Origin of the sequence: Azospirillum soli, from assembly GCF_017876165.1 — a bacterium.
In the GTDB taxonomy this organism is placed as follows: Bacteria; Pseudomonadota; Alphaproteobacteria; order Azospirillales; family Azospirillaceae; genus Azospirillum; species Azospirillum soli.
In genome coordinates, this window is the sequence record NZ_JAGINQ010000007.1 from 97,706 (window position 1) to 115,188 (window position 17,483).

Consider the following 17,483-nt stretch of genomic DNA (forward strand, 5'->3'; position numbering starts at 1 on the left):
CTCTGGAAAGCCTTCTGGTATCACCAGTTCCGTCCCCTGCCCCGCGTCGCGTCCCCGTTCCTTTCGGCCGATTCTCGTGTCATAAGGGTGCCAGGACCAACGTACCGACATCTTCCGGAAATCCCCGCATGACTTCGTCGTCCGCCGTGCGCCAGAGCTTCATCCGCAGCCTGGACAACAGCCGGCTGTGCCCCGAGCCGTACAACCACTGGCTCCTCTCCCAGGCCCTGCCGGAAGACGCCGCCGACGGCATCGCCGAACTTCCCTGGGGACCGCCCGTGGTGCGTGAGACCTACGGCAAGCGCGAGACGAACAACGCGTCGCGCACCTATTTCGGCGCGGAAAACCAGGCCAAATACCCGGTCTGCGCCGCCGTCGCCGAGGCGTTCCAGAGCAAGGACGTGACCGACGCGATCCAGCGCACCTGCGGCGTGAACCTGTCGGGCACCAGCCTACGCATTGAGTACTGCCAGGACATTGACGGCTTCTGGCTGGAGCCGCACACGGACATCGGCGTCAAGAAGTACACGATGCTGATCTACCTCTCGAAGGGTCCGGACTGCGAGGATTGGGGCACCGACGTGTTGGACGATACGAAGACCGTCGTCGCCCGCGCGCCCTACGCGTTCAACGAGGGGTTGATCTTCATCCCCGGCACCAACACGTGGCACGGCTTCGCCAAGCGCCCCATCAACGGCGTGCGCAAGTCGATCATCGTGAACTACGTCGGTCCCGAGTGGCGCGCCCGCGAAGAGCTGGCCTTCCCCGACGCCCCGATTGCCTGATTTCCCGTCTGGAGACACATTCCATGTCCATGCTCGATCTGGACAAGTTCCGGGCCACCCCGCTTCAGCGCGACCCGTTCGACTTCCTGTGCGTCCCCGGCTTCGTGAAGAAGGAGCATCTGGAGGCGCTGCACCGCGACTACCCCAAGGTGGACAAGCCGGGCTCCATCCCGCTCGGCGTCTTCCCGCAGGGTCCGGCCTTCGACGCCCTGATCGAAGAGCTGAAGGGCAAGGAGGTTTGCAAGGCCTTCTCCGAAAAGTTCGACATCGACCTGTCCAAGTACCCGACCATGTTCACCGCGCGCGGCATGTGCCGGGCGACGGACGGCAAGATCCATCCGGATTCGGCCAGCAAGGTCGTCACGGTCCTGATCTACATGAACCCGCCGTGGGAGGCTTCCGGCGGCCGCCTGCGCGTCCTGCGTTCCCAGGATCTTGAGGACTACGCCGCCGAGGTCCCGCCGGACGAGGGCACGCTGATGTGCTTCCGCCGCTCCGACACCAGCTGGCACGGCCACTACCCGTTCGAGGGCCAGCGCCGCGCGGTCCAGATGAACTGGGTCAAGGGCAGCGTCTACATCTGGCACGAACAGTGGCGTCACCGCGTCGGCGCCTGGGCCAAGAACATGTTCGGCCTGGAGCAGAAGAGCTACTGAGCCGGCTTGCTTCCACGACGAAAGGGCCGTCCCGCCGGGGCGGCCCTTTCGTCGTGGAAGCCCTCATCATACGCGGCCCGCGGCTCAGCGGAACAGATGTGGGACGAAACGGCTTGTGTTGCCTGTGATCAGGCTGCGGTCTTCCCGGATGCCCATCCCGCAACAGGCATCCCCCGCCATCCAAACGCCGAAGACTGCGTGGTTGCCATCGCTTTCCGCCAGCGGGGAGAACTGTTGGTACACCCAACCGCCATCGCCATACGGTCCGTCCGTTTCGGCGACTGGCTGGTCCACCGGCTGTCCTTGAGAATCGAGAACCGCAATGCTGACGTTGCTTCCCTCACGCCCCAACAGAGGCTTCGCCACCACCTTGCTGCCGGCCGGAAAACGTGTCGGGTCGAAGAAGGCCGGCAACAGGTTCGGATGATTAGGGAACAGGTGCCAAAGGCATGCCAGCAGCCCCTTCGATGACATCACCATCTTCCATGCCGGCTCGATCACGCCGATCCGCCCTTCCGCCGCGCTTGCGACAAGCTCGCGGCCGGATCCCTCTTCAATCAGCCAGTCCCAGGGATACAGCTTCATCAGATGCCGTATCGGGCCACCCGCATCGTCCAGGAATTGCCTTGTGGTATCGTCGTAACGGATCGCCTGTATCGGAAGGGCCTTCGTGGTCATCCCGGCCTTGAGCGCGAGCGTCTGCAGATAGGCGATGGTTGCTTCGTCTTCGAGGTGAGGCATGAGACAGGCCAAATGAACGACCTCGCTGCCCGCCTTGAGGCCTGGAAAGGCATTCCGCCGAGCTTCCCAGCGCTTCCTCGAGGCTGTTGAACTGATCCGCGTCCGGGTGGCAGTCCTGGAGCCAGCACCATTGCACGACGGCCGATTCATACAGCGCCGTCGGCGTTTCCGCGTTCAACTCCAGCATCTTCGGCGGCCCACCCTTGCCGTCCCACGCAAAATCGAAGCGTGCGTACAGGCCGAGGTCTGAGGTGGTGCGGGCGGCCCAACTCGCTTCCACGGCAGGGGCCGTCCACCGGGGGATGCCGAGGGGCTCATAAAGCTCGTGTGCAATCACATGGTCCACCGCCTGTTCGCACAGCCGGAAGACGTCTTCCGCGGCGGCTTCCAGGGTTTCAATTTCGGCCAAGGAAAAGCGCCAGTAGGCGCTTTCATCCCAATAGGCCGTACCATCGGCTTCGGTGTGAAACGGAAAACCGATCTCTTCGAGCCTAGCCACCCAGTCCGGGCGAGGGGATGTCCGAATGCGCTCCAAGGCGATCAACTCCCCGAGAACCCGCGCACCGAACCTGTTGCGCCAAAACCGGCGCTGTGTCCCGTAATGGTGATCGGCTTGGCGCTTTGCGCGGAGCCCAAGTCGCCTCGGGTGTAGTATCGGCCACCGCCATGGCCGCCACCGCTGCCGCTGCCGCTCTGCTCCTCCTCTTCCTCCTTGCTGCGCGGTTCCGGAGCCACCGGCCTTCCGATTTGTGTCGTTCCGCTGCGGGCATAGCCTTGGCGATCGAAGTAAACGGGTTGCGCATAGCTGCCCGTCAGGCCACGGCCGACCATGAACCCCACCAACGTCGGAACAAAAGTCCCGTTCAGGCCACCGACATCCCGCGTCTGCCACGTGCAGGCGCCATCGCCCACTTCCGTCTCGCAGGCGTCGCGGTTGGAGAATTGCGGGGCGCTGGCCCGGTGCTCCTCTTGAGCAGCGGCCAGGGCATTGCGGCAATCCTCCACCGGCAACTCGCGGGCGCAGGCCTCGATAGACGGGTAAACCGTCGCTTCGTGCGGGCCATCGTCGCCGCAGGAGATCAGGAGAGGCGTGGCCCCGCCCAGCAGCAGGACCGCCACGGCGCTGGAACGCTTCATTGGAGTCCTCTCCGCTCAGTAAGTCAGCGAACCATAGTTCAGAAGCCCAACGGCGATTGACAGGCTGCCCAGAAGGATCCCGTAAGAGGTTCGGTCGCCTTCAATTCCGGTTCGGAGATCGGGCAGCAGAAGCCGGGACACGACGACATAGACGGTGACCTGGGAGACGAGGGCGATGACTCCCCACACCGCGAGGTCGATGAGGCTTGTGGTGTGCGACGCGACGCTCATGAGCGGAAGAGCAAATCCGATCATCGCACCGCCCAAGCTGATGGCGGCGGCCGTGTTGCCCTGTCGGACCAAGGCTAGTTCGCGATACGGCGTCACGGCCGTATAGGCGACGATGAAAAGCAACAGAAAGGCCAGCATCACCACGGCAAAAAGAAGATACGACGGCAGGGTCGCTAAAGGCTGGAGAACGGGCGTCATGCAGGACCTTCGGTGTCGCATTGGGCGCCGCCAGCGTGACACCCATAGCGTGCGCAAGACAAGAGGGTGCGGCAATTTACATGCGGTGGTATTAGGACCGCAGCTCTTGAAGTGCCGCACACCGCGGCGGATTTTCACTCTGTGCCGATGGGATCGCTCGCTCCTCTCCATTGCCCCGCACCCGTAGTCCCCCGACGCTCCCGCTCGGACAAATCCTTGTTGCGCCTGTGACCGAACGGCTATAACCGTCCGTCCAAGTTTCCCATTGCGTGCACCCATGGCTCTTCGGATCGAGACTTTCTCCAACGTCACCGGCGGTTCCAGCTTCTTCAAGGCGGTCGGCCATCCCCTGGCCGCGCCTAAGGCTGTGGCCCTCGTGGAGCGGCTGTCGGCCGGCGGGCCGGTGGCGGTCTATGATCCGCTGGGGCTCGTCTCGGGGCTGGCCGAGTTCTACGACCTGTCCGGCATTCCGGTGTGCGGCGTTTACGTCCAGGACGTGGAGGCCGTGGGCAAGGAATCCTTCGGCCACGCCGCGCGCCCGGTCACCGACTTGCCCTCCAGCGGTGCTGCGACCGTCTTCGTGGTCGCCTTCGACAGCCAGCGCCTGGAAGGGCACATCGCGCACCTGATCCCGGCCGGCGCGCGGGTCGTCTCACTCGACGCCATGCGCATCCCCGAGGACATGCTGAGCGACCACGGCCATTACCTGTCCAAGTTCAACTGGGCGACCAACTTCGCCTGGTTCCGCGATGAGAGCGGCCAGCACACCCGCGTGGTCTCCGCCAATTACTGGCCGAACTACGGCGCCAAGGGCACCCGCCTGTGGGCGCGCCTGTTCGACGCGAACGGCACGGCGCTCGCCGAATGGACCGAGCCGATGCCGCCCGCCAACGGCACCGTCGTCATCGACAGCCGTCTGGTGCGCGCTCGCTTCGGGCTGAAGGACTTTTGCGGTTCGCTGTTCCTGCACATCATCGGTGCCGCCGGCCACGACGTGGTGAAGTACGCGCTGGACACCTACGGCGACTCCGAGACGGACCTCTCCTGCACCCACGACGCCAACGCCTGGCCGGCCGAGGTCTACGCCGGCCTGCCGGCGCCGAAGGAGGACGAGCGCGTCCTGCTCTGGATCCAGAACAGCCACCCCACCCCGATTCCGGCCGGGGCCATCGGCCTGAACCTGATGGGCTCCCCGGAGGTCGCGCGTCTGGACCGCTCCGTGGCACCCTTCGCGACGACGGTGATCGACACGCGCGACCTGCTGCCGGGCGCCCGCTGGCCGCAGCAGATCGAGATTCAGGCCGGCAAGCATTTCGTGCGCCCGCGCTACGAGGTCATCGCCGCCAACGGCCGACGCCGCATCGCCCACGCCAACGTGGAGCGCTCCGACCTGAAGCCCGACCCGAAGCTTCCCGCCCTCACCGGGGGCCTTCTGGGCAAAGGCCACATCCTCCCCGCCCCGCTGCTGCCGCCGGAGCGCTGGCGCACCATCCTGCTGCCCACGCCGATGAGCACCGGTCAGCAGACCCTGCCCGTCCAGGCGGTCGTCTACGACGCGACCGGCCGCGAGGTCGCCCGCCACCGCTTCGGCAATCTGAAGCGTTCCGACAGCGTGGCGCTGGACGTGACCGGGCTTGCCTCCGGCGCCGCCCTGCCCGGCGGCTGGGGCCATGTGGAGCTGGTCTACGACTTCGACGCGGGCACGGAGGCCGACGGCTGGCTGCACGCGCTGGTCCGGTACGAGGATGTCCGCAACGGTCACGCCGCCGAAACCAGCTTCGGCAGCCACATCTTCAACACGGCGCTGGTCTACCGGGACGAACCGCAGAGCTACCACGGCAAGCCGCCGGGGCTTTCGACCCGCCTGTTCCTGCGGCTGGGCACCGAGCCCTGGGACACGATCTGCCACCTGATCTACCCGGCCTCGACCCCCTGGCACGAGTCGTCGGAGACCCAGCTGGTCCTGACCCGGCGCGACGGGACCGAGGTGGCGCGGCGCAAGATCGCCATTCCCTGCGGCGGCTCGCGCTTCTTCCGCTATCGGGAGACCTTCACCGAGGCCGAGCGGATCGCGGCGGGCGAGCACGCCTACGTGCTGATCCGCGACACCACCTGCCGCCTGTTCGGCTATCACGGCTGCGTCAACGGTGACAGCGCCTTCAGCCTTGACCATATGTTCGGTTTCTAGAGACCCCAGGGACACAGCAGCGATGCCCACCACCCACCACACCAAGGTCCTCATCATCGGCGCCGGCCCGGCCGGCTACACGGCGGCCATCTACGCGGCGCGCGCCAACCTGGAGCCGCTGATGGTCCAGGGCATGCAGCCCGGCGGCCAGCTGATGATCACCACCGACGTGGAGAACTACCCCGGCTTCGCCGAGCCCATCCAGGGCCCCTGGCTGATGGAGCAGATGCAGAAGCAGGCCGAGCATGTCGGGACCAAGATGGTCTTCGACCTGATCGTGGACGTGGACTTCACCCAGCGCCCCTTCGTCTGCAAGGGTGACAGCGGCGACACCTACACCGCCGACAGCGTCATCATCGCGACCGGCGCGCAGGCCCGCTGGCTGGGCATCCCCAGCGAGGAGACCTACCGCGGCTTCGGCGTGTCGGCCTGCGCGACCTGCGACGGCTTCTTCTTCCGGGGCAAGGAGGTCGCGGTGATCGGCGGCGGCAACTCCGCCGTGGAGGAGGCGCTGTACCTGACCAACCACGCAACCAAGGTCACCATCATCCACCGCCGCGACAGCTTCCGGGCCGAGCGGATCATGCAGGACCGCCTGTTCCGCAACCCGAAGATCGAGGTGGTCTGGGACAGCGCTGTCGATGAGATCGTCGGCGAGGGCGACGGCAGCCTCGGCAACCCACGCGGCGTGACCGGCGTGCGCATCAAGAACGTCAAGACGGGCGAGCTTCGCACCATCCCCGTGGCCGGCGTCTTCGTCGCCATCGGCCACGAGCCCGCCACCGGCGTCTTCAAGGGCAAGGTGAAGACGGATGAGAGCGGCTACATCCTGACCGCTCCGGACAGCACCGCGACCGACATTCCGGGCGTCTTCGCCGCCGGCGACGTGAAGGACAAGATCTACCGCCAGGCGGTCACCGCCGCCGGCATGGGCTGCATGGCAGCATTGGAAGCCGAACGCTGGCTCGCCCACCACGAAGGCGAACCGAGCCCGGCTGCCTGGTAAGAAAGGTTACGGAGGAGGCATACGCTACCGCCTCCTCCACCCATCCACGCTGAACCGCCCAGCCCCGGCGGCGATCAGCGTCAGGAAGCCGCCGATGATGGCGAGGTTCTTCATGAACTGGATGTGCTGCATCATCTGCTGCTCGGGCGGATAGGTCCAATAGCGGTGGGCGATCAGCGTCGCGACCGCCGTGAAGCCGGCCACCAGGAAGGCCGCGACCCGCGTCCAGGCGCCCAGCACCACGGCAAGCCCGCCGAAGCACTCCACCAGCGCCCCGATGATCGCCAGCCCGAAGGCGAAGGGCAGCCCCTGCCCCTCCAGGCTAGCCGCGAAGCCGGCGAGGTTCATCAGCTTCCCCCAGCCGCTCTGCACGAAGATCGCCCCGAGCAGGACCCGCCCCAGCAGAAGCAGAACATCCTGGCTGCCGACCGCCGTGCGGTCCACCCAGCCATCCCGCGTCCGGTCGTAATCGTAAGAAGCCATGGCACCGTCCCTTCCGTTCGGTCACATGAACAGCTTTTCGCCTTCCATATCCCGGTACAGACTGGCCACGAATTCCCCATACCCGTTGTAGATCAGGGTCGGCCGCCGCTCGTCGGTGCCCAGCATCCGTTCGGTCTTCTGGCTCCAGCGGGGGTGCGGCACCTCGGGGTTCACGTTGGCCCAGAAGCCGTATTCGCTACCCTGGATCTCTTCCCAGAAGCTCTTCGGCCGCTGGTCGGAGAAGGTGAAGCGGGCGATCGATTTGACGGATTTGAACCCGTACTTCCACGGCACGGTCAGCCGCAGCGGCGCCCCGTTCTGCGGGGGGATGGGCTTGCCGTACATGCCCGTGGAGATGAAGGCCAGCTCGTGCGTCGCCTCCGCCATGGTCAGCCCCTCGACGTAGGGCCAGGGGTACCAGAACTGCTTCTGGCCCGATGCCACCTCCGGCTTCTGGAAAGTGGTCATGACGAGGTACTTGGCCGACCCCAGCGGCCGGGCCATCTCCACCAGCGCCTTCAGCGGAAAACCGGTCCACGGCACGGCCATGGCCCAGGCCTCCACGCAGCGGTGGCGGTACAGCCGCTCTTCCATCGGCATGCGGGCCAGCAGGTCGTCGATGCCAATGGTCATCGGCTGCTCGACCATGCCGTCGATGGTGATGGTCCAGGGCCGCACCGGCAGTTTCTGCGCCGCCTTCCAGATGCTCTTCTGCGAGCCGAACTCGACGTAGTTGTTGTAGGTGGTGGCGTAGTCCTCGCCCGTCACCGGCCGGTCGAGCGTGTAGCGCGGGTTGCGCGCCGCCCCTCCAACCGAAGTTTGCTGGGCAGAGTTTTGCTGGGCAAAGGCTTGGGAAAACGGCCCCACCAGCAGGGGCACGGCCGCCGCGGCTTGCAGGAGCGCGCGGCGGTTCAGATAGACGCCTTCCGGCGTGGCGGCGGACTCCGGCAACTCCCAGCCGCGCTTCGAACAAATCAGCATCGGGGCACCTCTCGCGGATATCCGATACTCATCTATCCGCGAAGGGGGCCCCGTCCAGTCACGTCCGGTCACAGACCGGTGAGCGGCCTACTCCAGCAGGCTGCGCAGCATCCAGGCAGTCTTCTCGTGGATCTGCAGACGCTGGGTCAGCAGGTCGGCGGTCGGCTGGTCGTTGGCCTCCTCGGCCGTGACGATGACCTTGCGGGCGGTGCGGGCGACCGCCTCGTGGCCTTCCACCAGCTGCCGGATCATGTCCTGCGCCTTGGGCACGCCCGCCTCCTCGCCGATGGAGGCGAGCTTGGTGAACTGCGAGAAGCTGCCCGGCGCCGGGTATCCCAGTGCCCGGATGCGCTCCGCCACCTCGTCCAGGGCGTTCCACAGCTCCGTGTACTGCTCCATGAACATGGTGTGCAGCGTGTTGAACATCGGCCCGGTGACGTTCCAGTGGAAGGAGTGCGTCTTCAGGTACAGCGCGAAGGTGTCGGCGAGCACGCGGCTCAAGCCCTCGGCGATGGCCTTCCGGTCGTTCTCCGCAATCCCGATGTCGATCTGCATGGTTCCCATATCCTCCGTCTCTGGCGGTTTTGCGTTCGTGTCTGCACGAAGGCTAAGCGTGGGCAGGCCAATCGTCCAGCCCCTTAATTAGAACTATTCTAAGCAACAGATCCGCACGGCCGACATGCGGCGGATCGCCTCACTGCCAAAAAACCCGCCCCCACAAGCCCATCCCGACAAGCTTGGCCGAGCCGGTGGCACGTCAAGGCCCCTACAGGCAGTCGAGGTAGGCGACCGGATCCTTGGTGAAGAAGCGGTAGGTGTTCCGCCCGCCTTCCTTGCCCCAGTACATGGCGGCGTCGGCGTTCTTCATCAGGGATGCCGCCGTGTGGCCGTCGCGCGGGTAGATCGCGATGCCGATGGACACGCCGATGCGCGCCTCGCCCGCGTCCAGGTCGAAGGGCTTGGCCAGTTCCGTGTTGATGCGCGAGGCGACGATGGCCGCCTCGTCGTCGCTGTTCAGGTCGCAGAGCAGCACGACGAACTCGTCACCGCCCATGCGGGACACCGTGTCGCTTTCCCGCACGCAGGCCCTTAGGCGCAACGCCGCTTCCTGCAACAACTCGTCGCCCGCCGCGTGGCCCAGCGTGTCGTTGACCTGCTTGAAGCGGTCAAGGTCAACGAACATCAGCGCCAGCAGCTTGCCCGAGCGGGTGGAGCGGGCGATGGCCTGATTCAGCCGGTCCTCGAACAGCACGCGGTTGGGCAGTTCGGTCAGCGGGTCGTAATGCGCGCGCATCCAGGCGCGCCGCTCCGCGTCCTTGACCTCGGTGATGTCTTCCTTGACCGCGACGAAGTGAAGGATGCGGCCGTCCGGCCCGGTGATGGGCGCGATGGAGGTCTTTTCCCAATAGCACTCGCCGTTCTTGCGGCGATTGTAGAACTCCCCCTTCCATTCCTTGCCGGCCAGGATCGTGCGCCACAGGTCGGTGTAGGTCTCCGGCGGGGTGTGGCCGCTCTTGAACATGGAAGGCCGGCCGCCGATGACCTCGTCCGGGGTGTAGCCGCTGTTGGCGCAGAGGCGGGGGTTGACGTATTCGATCACCCCTTTGGCGTCGGTGATCAGGATCGGGACGGGGCTGTGCTCCACGGCGCCGAACAGGGTCAGCACCCGATCCTCCAGCCGTGCCCGCTTCGCGGATTCGCGGTCGAGCGCCAGGGCGTTGCGCTTGAACACATCGACCGCGCGGGCCATGGCGCCCACCTCGTCGTCACGGTCGAGGTCGGGCACCTCCACGGCCGGGTCGCCGGAGGCCAAGCGGTCCATGACGCCGGTCAGCCGCCCCAGCGGGGCCAGCAATTGCTGCTGCACGAAGAGAAAGGCGCCGACCACGGAGACGAGCGCCAGCGCCGTCATGAAGATCGGAAAGGCGAGCGCGCGGAAGGTATCGGACCAGCCGGGCAGCGCGCCGTCGGGGCCGGGCGGCAAGCCGGTCCAAGCCTGGTAAAGCGCGGCCCCCGCTCCGGTCAGGAACAGGAAGGCGACGACGGCCAGCGCGAAGGACAGCAGCCCGGCGATGCGGGCCGTGGGAGTGGGATTGGAAGTGGGTACGGACGCCGGTGGGGGTGCGCTCCGGGTCGAAGTCCGGACTTCGGAAGCCGGTGCCGGTCTGTCCTTCTCGACGTCCTGCTCGACGGTGTCCGTGGCCTTGACTCCGCGTATCGGGCGCCGGCGGATCGGCCGGGAATCACCCCTGCCGCAACCGGCCTATGAACTGCTTGACCTCATTGTTGAGGGCAACGGCCTGACCGTCAAGCAATTCAGCGGCGTGCAGCACTTCACCGGCGGCACTGCCGGTTTCACTGGCGGTGTGCGATACACCGGCGATGTTGTGCGACACCTCGCTGGTCCCGGCGGCGGCCTCCTGCACGTTGCGCGCGATCTCGTGAGTCGCGGCGGCCTGCTGCTCCATGGAGGCGGAAATGGTCCCGACGATCTCGTCGATGGACACCACCGTATCCCCCACCCCCTTGATGGCGGCGACGGCGGCGTTGGTGACCTGCTGCATGGCGGCGATCTGGGCGGAGATGTCCTCGGTCGCCTTGGCCGTCTGGTTGGCGAGGTTCTTGACCTCCGACGCCACCACGGCGAAGCCCTTTCCGGCCTCGCCCGCGCGCGCCGCCTCGATGGTCGCGTTCAGCGCCAGCAGGTTGGTCTGCGCGGCGATGGAGTTGATCAGCCCGACGATCTCGCCGATGCGCCCGGCGGCCTCCGACAGGCCGACGACGTGGCCGTTGGTCTGCTCCACCGCCTGCACGGCACCCCGCACCATGTCGAAGGAGCGGCGGACCTGATCCCCGATCTCCGCGATGCTGGCCGACATCTCGTCGGTCGCGGCGGCGGCGGTCTGCACGCTCATCCCCGCCTGCTGGCTGGCGGAGGCGACGGCGCTGGCCTGCGCGTTGGTGTCGTTGGCGCGCTGGAGCATCCCGGCGGCGTTGGTGCGCACCTGATGGGCGCCCGCCCCCACCTGCTGCACCACCTCGCTGACGCGGGCCTCGAACAGGTCGGCCAGTTCGTGGATGGCGCGATGCTTCTCCGCTTCGGCCTCGGCCTTCTGGCGTTCCTGCTCGACCTTCAGGCGCTCGACCTCACGGGCGTTGTTCTGGAAGACCTGAAGGGCGCGGGCCATGGCGCCGATCTCGTTCTTCATCCAGGTGCCGTGGATTTCCGTGTCGAGGCGGCCGTCGGCCAGTTCGGTCGTGGCGTGCGACAAGCGCTGCAGGGGGCGCGTGATCGACCGGGCCAGCACCAGCCCCGCCGCCATCATGCCGGCCAGCAGCGCCGCCATGACCAGAGCGAAGTTCAGGCGCGCCGCCGCCGTCGCGTCGCGGGTCGCCTGGGTGGCCTGATCCGTCGAACGCGCGATGGCCTCCTGCGCGGCGATGATCTTGTCGGTCAGCCCTTTGAACTGGTCGTCCACATGGGCCATCATCGGGATGCCGATCAGGCGGTCGATGGCCGCCATCTGGTTCATCTCGTCCACCGCCTTGGCGTAGGCGTCCACGCGCTTGGCGATGTCGGCCAGCATCTCCCGTTCGGCGTCGGTCAGCGGCAGGTCGCGCAAGGTCGCGATGGCCTTGCGCGCCCGGCCGAGATTGGCGGCGATGGCGTCGCGCATCGCCTGGAGCTTGGCGTCCTCGATGCCCGAGCCGGCCAGCGCCAGATGCCGCGACACGTCGGAGTGGATGAGGTAGGCGGTGGCGGCCAGCCGGTCGATCTGCTCGCGCCGGTCGCCCGCCGATTCATGGATGCGGTCCACCGAGGCGATGGCCTGTTCCGACTGGCGGTCGGCCAGCCACAAGGCCCCGACCGTCAGGACGATGCCCATCAGCGGCGCCACGAAGACGCGCGCCGCCACGGACGCGCCCGTCAGGCGCGCGAAGACCCCACCGCTCATCGCCGTCCCCCTTCGTCCGGATCGAACCGGGAATGCCGGTTGCTTGTAGATGCCGCCTACTTGTAGATGCCGACGTAGGCGACCAGTTCCTGGCCCGGCACGCGCTTCACGTAAGTGACCTTCGGCTCGATCTTGTTGCTGGCGGGGTTCAGCCAGCGGTACTCGACCCAGCCCTCGCCCTTGTCCTTGGCGACGGCCAGGATGTCCTGGACAATGAACTTGCCGTCCGGATCCTTGACGTTGATGACGCTCTGCCCGACGCCGGTCGGACGCGGCGGGTAGACCTTCCAGACGCCGGTGAAATCGACGACGTTGACGTAGATTTCGCCCTGCTTGAACTCGCCGTCGGCGTTGAAGAGCTTCGCCGCGTCGTCGAGGCCTTTGTCCGCGATCAGGCCGGCGGCCTTCAGCGTGATGGCCTTCGCCTCGTCCTGGGTCGGCTTCTTGTCCTGAGCGACGGCGGTGCCGACGAGACCGATGGCCAGCAGTCCGGCGAACAGGGTGCGGATGAACGTGCGCATAGAGATTCCCCCAAAGCTGATGCCCCGACAGCAAAGGCCGGGTCCATCCCGTTGTTCTTGGCACCGCCCTTCATGCCCCAAAGGAGGTGCTCTGTTGGAGACACTACTATCAAAAGATTGCGGGAGTTTGTCCGGACCGTTTCGTCCCTGTCATCATGAATTGCCGCAGCGCAACAAAACTATCTGCACAAACAATCAAGGGCATGGGACCAAAAGGCCAGCAGAATGAAGCACATATGAATGCTGTAACGGGCCTTTCTGTTCGCAGACGCACAATATGCGGCCTATTGCCGCAACGGCCGCTCCGCGCCACACTGTGTTTCAACGCCACGGGACGACAAAGGCGCGCCCACCCGAACGGAGCGCACCACACCCGGCAACAAAAGGGAGGACGAAGCGCATGCGCATCGCGGTGATCGGTGCGGGCGCGGTCGGGGGCTATTTCGGCGCCCGCATCGCGGCGGCATCCGGAGAGAAGGCCGAAGTTCTGTTCCTGGCGCGGGGCCGGCATCTGGAGGCCATCCGCAAGCAAGGGCTGTTCATCGAAAGCCCCGCCGGCAACCTGCGCCTGACCGACGTTCAGGCGACCGACGATCCGACCGGGATCGGGCCGGTGGACGTGGTGCTGTTCGCGGTCAAGCTGTGGGACACCGAAACGGCGGCGGAGGCCTGCCGGCCGCTGCTGAAGCCCGGCACGGTCGTCATCTCCCTGCAGAACGGCGTCACCAGCGTGGACACGCTGTGCCGCACGCTGGGGGAGCAGCATGTGGCCGGCGGCGTGGCACACATCGCCGCCACCATCGCGGAGCCCGGCCTGATCCGCCACACCGGCACGCTGGCCCGCATGACCTATGGAGAGCTGAACGGAGCCGCCTCCGCTCGCCTGTCCGCCTTCCATGGTCTCGCCGCGCGGGCGGGCTTCGACGCCATCCTGTCCGACGGGATCCTGCGGGTGATCTGGGAGAAGTTCGCCTTCCTTGCTCCCTTCAGCGGCGTCACCGCCCTGACCCGTCAGCCGGTCGGCGTGATCCGCCGCGTGCCGGAGACGCGCGCCCTGTTCCTGGACGCGGTCGCCGAGGTGGCACGGCTGGCCCGCTCCCGCGAGATCGACCTCGGCCTCGACATCGTGGCGCGGATCGAGACGCTGATGGACAGCCTCGTGCCCGAGATGAAGTCCTCCATGCTCAACGACCTAGAGCGCGGCGGGCGGCTGGAACTGCCCTGGCTGTCGGGGGCGGCGGTGAAGCTGGGGGCGGACGCCGGAGTGCCCACGCCCGTCCACCGGGTGATCGCGGCGGCCCTGGCGCCCTACGCCGGCGGGCCGCCCTGAACGAGGTTCCCCAAGGGGGCGGCGTGACGACATGCCGCCCCTTTTTTCCATCGACAGGTCCCCCGGAGCGGGAGGACCATCGCCTTGAAAGAGCGCTGTTTTCCAAGCTCCAGAAGACCAAGGCTCCAAAGTCTCGGGCACCAAAACCGAATTCGAACGGGAGGTGTGCATGCCCCATACACAGATCCAGACGGCCCGATGCGCCGCGCTGGCCGGCCCCTATCTCAGCGGCAAGACGACGCTGCTGGAAAGCCTGCTGTTCGCGGCCGGGGCCACCACGCGCAAGGGCAGCGTGCGCGACGGCAACACCGTCGGCGACAGCTCCGCCGAGGCCAAGGCCCGGCAGATGAGCGTGGAGGTCAACCTCGCCTCCTTCGAGTACCTGGGCGAGCGCTGGAACATCCTCGACTGTCCGGGGTCGGTGGAACTGTCCTGCGAGACGCAGAACGCCCTGATGGCCGCCGACGTCGCCGTCATCGTGGCCGAGGCCGCGCCGGACAAGGCCGTGCTGCTCGCCCCTCTGTTCAAGTTCCTGGACGACAACCGGATCCCGCATCTGCTGTTCATCAACAAGGTGGACACGCTGGGCGACCTGCGGGTGCGCGACGTGGTCCAGGCCTATCAGGCGGTGTCGGAGCGCAAGCTGGTGCTGCGCGAGGTGCCGATCCGCGAGGGCGACAAGATCACCGGCTTCGTCGATCTGGTCAGCGAGCGGGCCTGGCACTTCAACCCGCACAAGCCCTCCAACCTCGTCCAGATCCCGGACAGCCTGAAGGACCGCGAGCACGAGGCGCGGCAGGAGATGCTGGAGGCCGTCGCCGACTACGACGACACCCTGCTGGAAAAGCTGCTGGAGGACGTGGCCCCCGAAACGCAGGAGGTCTACGACCGCCTTGCCAAGGAGTTGGCGGAGGACCTGATCGTCCCGGTCTTCTTCGGCTCCGCCGAGAACGACAACGGCATCCGCCGCCTGCTGAAGGCCCTGCGCCACGAGGGGCCGGAGGTCGCCACCTCCGCCGAGCGTGTCGGCATCCCGGCCGACGCCACGGTCGCCGCCCAGGTGTTCAAGACCTTCAACGGTTCCCACGCCGGCAAGCTGAGCTTCGCGCGCGTCTGGCGCGGCACGGTCGCCGACGGCATGACTCTGGGCGGGGAGCGCGTGTCCGGCGTCTACCGCATGATGGGGCATGAGCAGCAAAAGCTGCAAAGCGCCGACGTCGGCGAGGTGGTGGCGCTCGGCCGGCTGGAGAAGGCCGCGACCGGCGACCTGCTGACCGACAAGGGCAACCTGGGCAAGCCGGAGCTGTGGCCGGAGGTGCCGCCGCCCGTCTTCGGCCTTGCCCTGCACGCCCAGAACCGCAACGACGAGGTCAAGCTGACCGCCGCCATCCAGAAGCTGGTGGAGGAGGATCCCGCCCTGAAGCTGGAGCAGTCCACCGACACGGGCGAGCTGGTGTTGTGGGGTCAGGGCGACATCCATCTGCAGATCGCCATGGACCGCCTGCGCAACAAGTTCAACGTGGCGGTGAAGGGGCACGCCCCGCAGGTCCCCTACAAGGAGACGATCCGCAAGGGCACCGCGCACCACGCCCGCTACAAGCGGCAGACCGGCGGGCACGGGCAATTCGCCGACATCCATGTGGAGGTGAAGCCCCTGCCGCGCGGCAGCGGTTTCCAGTTCGAGGACGCCATCGTCGGCGGCGTCGTTCCACGCCAGTTCATTCCGGCGGTCGAGGCCGGCGTGCGCGAGTTCTCCGTCCGCGGTCCGCTCGGCTTCCCGGTGGTGGATTTCGCGGTGCGGCTGACCAGCGGCCAGTTCCACGCGGTGGACAGCTCCGAAATGGCCTTCAAGACCGTGGCGCGGCAGGCGATGACCGAGGCGCTGCCGGGCTGCGAGCCGGTGCTGCTGGAGCCGATCCTGAACGTCTCCATCGCGGTGCCGAGCGACTTCACCTCGAAGGTGCAGCGCCTGATCAGCGGGCGGCGCGGCCAGATCCTGGGCTATGACGCGCGCCCCGGCTGGCAGGGCTGGGACGAGGTGAAGGCCTATCTGCCGCAGGCCGAGATGCACGACCTGATCGTCGAGCTGCGCAGCCTGTCGCTCGGCGTCGGCACCTTCACCTGGACCTTCGAGCGCCTGCAGGAGCTGACCGGCAAGGCCGCCGACAAGGCGGTTGAGATCCGCAAGGAAATGCTGGCGGCACAGTAGAAGTCACGCAACCATCCGCCCGCTCGGCGGGCGGATGGTTGCGACCACATTCGACCCTTTCTCGATTCCGCGCGCTGCGACGGCCCTCATCCGGTGGGCCATTCGCGTTCCGGTATGAACTTGAACGGATAGGCCGGCTCCTCGTAACCGTCCGGGTCCTGCCGCTTGGGCAGCTTCACCTTGTCCCTCGGCACTTCTTCGTAGGGAATGTGATCCAGCATATGCTGGATGATGTTCAAGCGCGCCCGCCGTTTGTCGTCCGAGCGCGCAACGAACCACGGCGCCCATGAACTGTCGGTCGCCGCGAACATGTCGTCCCGGGCGCGCGAGTAGTCATACCAGCGGCCATAGGACTTCAAGTCCATCGGCGACAGCTTCCAGATCTTCCGCCCGTCGTTGATGCGTGCTTCCAATCGGCGCGTCTGCTCTTCGGGGCTGACCTCAAGCCAGTATTTCAGCAGAATCACGCCGGATTCGATGATCGCCTTTTCCACGCTTGGAACGGTGTCGAGAAACCGTTTGGCCTGCTCTTCCGTACAGAAGCCCATTACCCGCTCGACACCGGCGCGGTTGTACCAGCTCCGGTCAAAGATGACGATTTCCCCAGCCGCCGGCAGATGCGGCAGGTAGCGCTGGATGTACATCTGCGATTTCTCGCGCTCGGTCGGACTCGGCAGGGCGATGACCCGAAACACGCGCGGGCTCACGCGCTCCGTAATGGCCTTGATGGTCCCGCCTTTCCCGGCGGTGTCGCGCCCTTCGAAAAGGACGCAGACCTTCTTGCCCTTGTGGACGACCCATTGTTGCAGCTTGACCAGTTCGACATGCAGCTCCGCGAGCGCGGCTTCGTAGTCCCGCCGCTTGAGCTTGGATGGCGTGAACTCCACGTCTTCGAAGGTCTTCTGTTTCTTGGACATGCCCGTCGTCCTCGCTGCTGGAACCCGGCATCGTTCGCATCTTCGCCAGAGCGGCGTGATGGGATTTTGTCCTCTTTCCGCTGAGTCCGCTTGCGAGAAAAGGTCGTGCTACCCTTAGGAATACGGGGTAATTGCAGCTCGCTC

15 protein-coding genes and 1 pseudogene are annotated in these 17,483 nt (G+C 66.4%); 6 read left to right on the forward strand and 10 right to left on the reverse strand.

Annotated features, from left to right (window positions below):
• The first annotated feature begins 128 nt into the window (after window positions 1-128).
• Entirely contained in the window at window positions 129-785 is a 657-nt protein-coding gene (locus tag J2852_RS13155; RefSeq protein ID WP_209876097.1) for a 2OG-Fe(II) oxygenase, read from the forward strand.
• 23 nt (window positions 786-808) lie between these two features.
• Window positions 809-1,441 (forward strand): 2OG-Fe(II) oxygenase, encoded by a 633-nt coding sequence (locus tag J2852_RS13160; RefSeq protein WP_209876099.1) that lies wholly within the window; start codon window positions 809-811, stop codon window positions 1,439-1,441.
• Window positions 1,442-1,525: 84 nt separating this feature from the next.
• Here the strand turns inward: J2852_RS13160 and J2852_RS32030 are convergent.
• From J2852_RS32030 to J2852_RS13175, 3 genes and pseudogenes are all read right to left on the reverse strand, one after another.
• Window positions 1,526-2,681 (reverse strand): annotated as a pseudogene (locus tag J2852_RS32030) (glutathionylspermidine synthase family protein).
• A 41-nt stretch (window positions 2,682-2,722) separates the two neighbouring features.
• Window positions 2,723-3,319, reverse strand: a complete 597-nt coding sequence (locus J2852_RS13170; protein WP_209876101.1) for a DUF1190 domain-containing protein — start codon at window positions 3,317-3,319, stop codon at window positions 2,723-2,725.
• Window positions 3,320-3,334: 15 nt separating this feature from the next.
• Window positions 3,335-3,748 carry a DUF350 domain-containing protein gene (locus tag J2852_RS13175; RefSeq protein WP_209876103.1) on the reverse strand — a complete coding sequence of 138 codons (414 nt, stop codon included), beginning with the start codon at window positions 3,746-3,748 and terminating at the stop codon, window positions 3,335-3,337.
• A gap of 277 nt (window positions 3,749-4,025) precedes the next feature.
• Between J2852_RS13175 and J2852_RS13180 the strand changes: the two genes are divergently transcribed.
• Complete coding sequence (locus tag J2852_RS13180) at window positions 4,026-5,936, forward strand: hypothetical protein (RefSeq protein ID WP_209876105.1); 1,911 nt, start codon at window positions 4,026-4,028, stop codon at window positions 5,934-5,936.
• 22 nt (window positions 5,937-5,958) lie between these two features.
• Window positions 5,959-6,942, forward strand: coding sequence for a thioredoxin-disulfide reductase (gene trxB, locus J2852_RS13185; protein ID WP_209876107.1), 984 nt, complete (start codon window positions 5,959-5,961; stop codon window positions 6,940-6,942).
• Between the two features lie 24 nt (window positions 6,943-6,966).
• On the opposite strand, the gene J2852_RS13190 is transcribed toward trxB, so the two are convergent.
• The 6 genes from J2852_RS13190 to J2852_RS13215 all read right to left on the reverse strand — a co-directional run bounded on the left by J2852_RS13190 (window position 6,967) and on the right by J2852_RS13215 (window position 12,883).
• Window positions 6,967-7,425 (reverse strand): DoxX family protein, encoded by a 459-nt coding sequence (locus J2852_RS13190; protein ID WP_209876109.1) that lies wholly within the window; start codon window positions 7,423-7,425, stop codon window positions 6,967-6,969.
• Between the two features lie 21 nt (window positions 7,426-7,446).
• A complete protein-coding gene (gene msrP / locus J2852_RS13195) occupies window positions 7,447-8,406 on the reverse strand; it encodes a protein-methionine-sulfoxide reductase catalytic subunit MsrP (RefSeq protein ID WP_209876111.1) in 960 nt (319 codons plus the stop codon).
• 87 nt (window positions 8,407-8,493) lie between these two features.
• Window positions 8,494-8,961, reverse strand: coding sequence for a Dps family protein (locus J2852_RS13200; protein WP_209876113.1), 468 nt, complete (start codon window positions 8,959-8,961; stop codon window positions 8,494-8,496).
• 211 nt (window positions 8,962-9,172) lie between these two features.
• The gene (locus tag J2852_RS13205; RefSeq protein WP_209876120.1) at window positions 9,173-10,390 is read right to left on the reverse strand and encodes a diguanylate cyclase domain-containing protein; all 1,218 of its coding nucleotides are present in this window, start codon (window positions 10,388-10,390) and stop codon (window positions 9,173-9,175) included.
• A 259-nt stretch (window positions 10,391-10,649) separates the two neighbouring features.
• Window positions 10,650-12,362 (reverse strand): methyl-accepting chemotaxis protein, encoded by a 1,713-nt coding sequence (locus J2852_RS13210; RefSeq protein WP_209876122.1) that lies wholly within the window; start codon window positions 12,360-12,362, stop codon window positions 10,650-10,652.
• Between the two features lie 56 nt (window positions 12,363-12,418).
• A complete protein-coding gene (locus J2852_RS13215; protein ID WP_209876124.1) occupies window positions 12,419-12,883 on the reverse strand; it encodes a cache domain-containing protein in 465 nt (154 codons plus the stop codon).
• Between the two features lie 400 nt (window positions 12,884-13,283).
• Here J2852_RS13215 and J2852_RS13220 point away from each other — a divergent pair, with 400 nt between their 5' ends.
• Window positions 13,284-14,213, forward strand: a complete 930-nt coding sequence (locus J2852_RS13220) for a ketopantoate reductase family protein (protein WP_209876126.1) — start codon at window positions 13,284-13,286, stop codon at window positions 14,211-14,213.
• Between the two features lie 169 nt (window positions 14,214-14,382).
• Window positions 14,383-16,422 (forward strand): elongation factor G, encoded by a 2,040-nt coding sequence (locus J2852_RS13225; RefSeq protein WP_209876128.1) that lies wholly within the window; start codon window positions 14,383-14,385, stop codon window positions 16,420-16,422.
• Between the two features lie 86 nt (window positions 16,423-16,508).
• On the opposite strand, the gene ppk2 is transcribed toward J2852_RS13225, so the two are convergent.
• The gene (ppk2, locus tag J2852_RS13230; protein WP_209876131.1) at window positions 16,509-17,339 is read right to left on the reverse strand and encodes a polyphosphate kinase 2; all 831 of its coding nucleotides are present in this window, start codon (window positions 17,337-17,339) and stop codon (window positions 16,509-16,511) included.
• Window positions 17,340-17,483: the final 144 nt, after the last annotated feature.

Bases quoted from the DNA above. Each gene is read 5' to 3' on its own strand.
- J2852_RS13155 (WP_209876097.1), top strand. From the start codon at position 129: ATGACTTCGTCGTCCGCCGTGCGCCAGAGCTTCATCCGCAGCCTGGAC.
- J2852_RS13160 (WP_209876099.1), top strand. From the start codon at position 809: ATGTCCATGCTCGATCTGGACAAGTTCCGGGCCACCCCGCTTCAGCGC.
- J2852_RS13170 (WP_209876101.1), bottom strand. From the start codon at position 3,319: ATGAAGCGTTCCAGCGCCGTGGCGGTCCTGCTGCTGGGCGGGGCCACG.
- J2852_RS13175 (WP_209876103.1), bottom strand. From the start codon at position 3,748: ATGACGCCCGTTCTCCAGCCTTTAGCGACCCTGCCGTCGTATCTTCTT.
- J2852_RS13180 (WP_209876105.1), top strand. From the start codon at position 4,026: ATGGCTCTTCGGATCGAGACTTTCTCCAACGTCACCGGCGGTTCCAGC.
- trxB (WP_209876107.1), top strand. From the start codon at position 5,959: ATGCCCACCACCCACCACACCAAGGTCCTCATCATCGGCGCCGGCCCG.
- J2852_RS13190 (WP_209876109.1), bottom strand. From the start codon at position 7,425: ATGGCTTCTTACGATTACGACCGGACGCGGGATGGCTGGGTGGACCGC.
- msrP (WP_209876111.1), bottom strand. From the start codon at position 8,406: ATGCTGATTTGTTCGAAGCGCGGCTGGGAGTTGCCGGAGTCCGCCGCC.
- J2852_RS13200 (WP_209876113.1), bottom strand. From the start codon at position 8,961: ATGCAGATCGACATCGGGATTGCGGAGAACGACCGGAAGGCCATCGCC.
- J2852_RS13210 (WP_209876122.1), bottom strand. From the start codon at position 12,362: ATGAGCGGTGGGGTCTTCGCGCGCCTGACGGGCGCGTCCGTGGCGGCG.
- J2852_RS13215 (WP_209876124.1), bottom strand. From the start codon at position 12,883: ATGCGCACGTTCATCCGCACCCTGTTCGCCGGACTGCTGGCCATCGGT.
- J2852_RS13220 (WP_209876126.1), top strand. From the start codon at position 13,284: ATGCGCATCGCGGTGATCGGTGCGGGCGCGGTCGGGGGCTATTTCGGC.
- J2852_RS13225 (WP_209876128.1), top strand. From the start codon at position 14,383: ATGCCCCATACACAGATCCAGACGGCCCGATGCGCCGCGCTGGCCGGC.
- ppk2 (WP_209876131.1), bottom strand. From the start codon at position 17,339: ATGTCCAAGAAACAGAAGACCTTCGAAGACGTGGAGTTCACGCCATCC.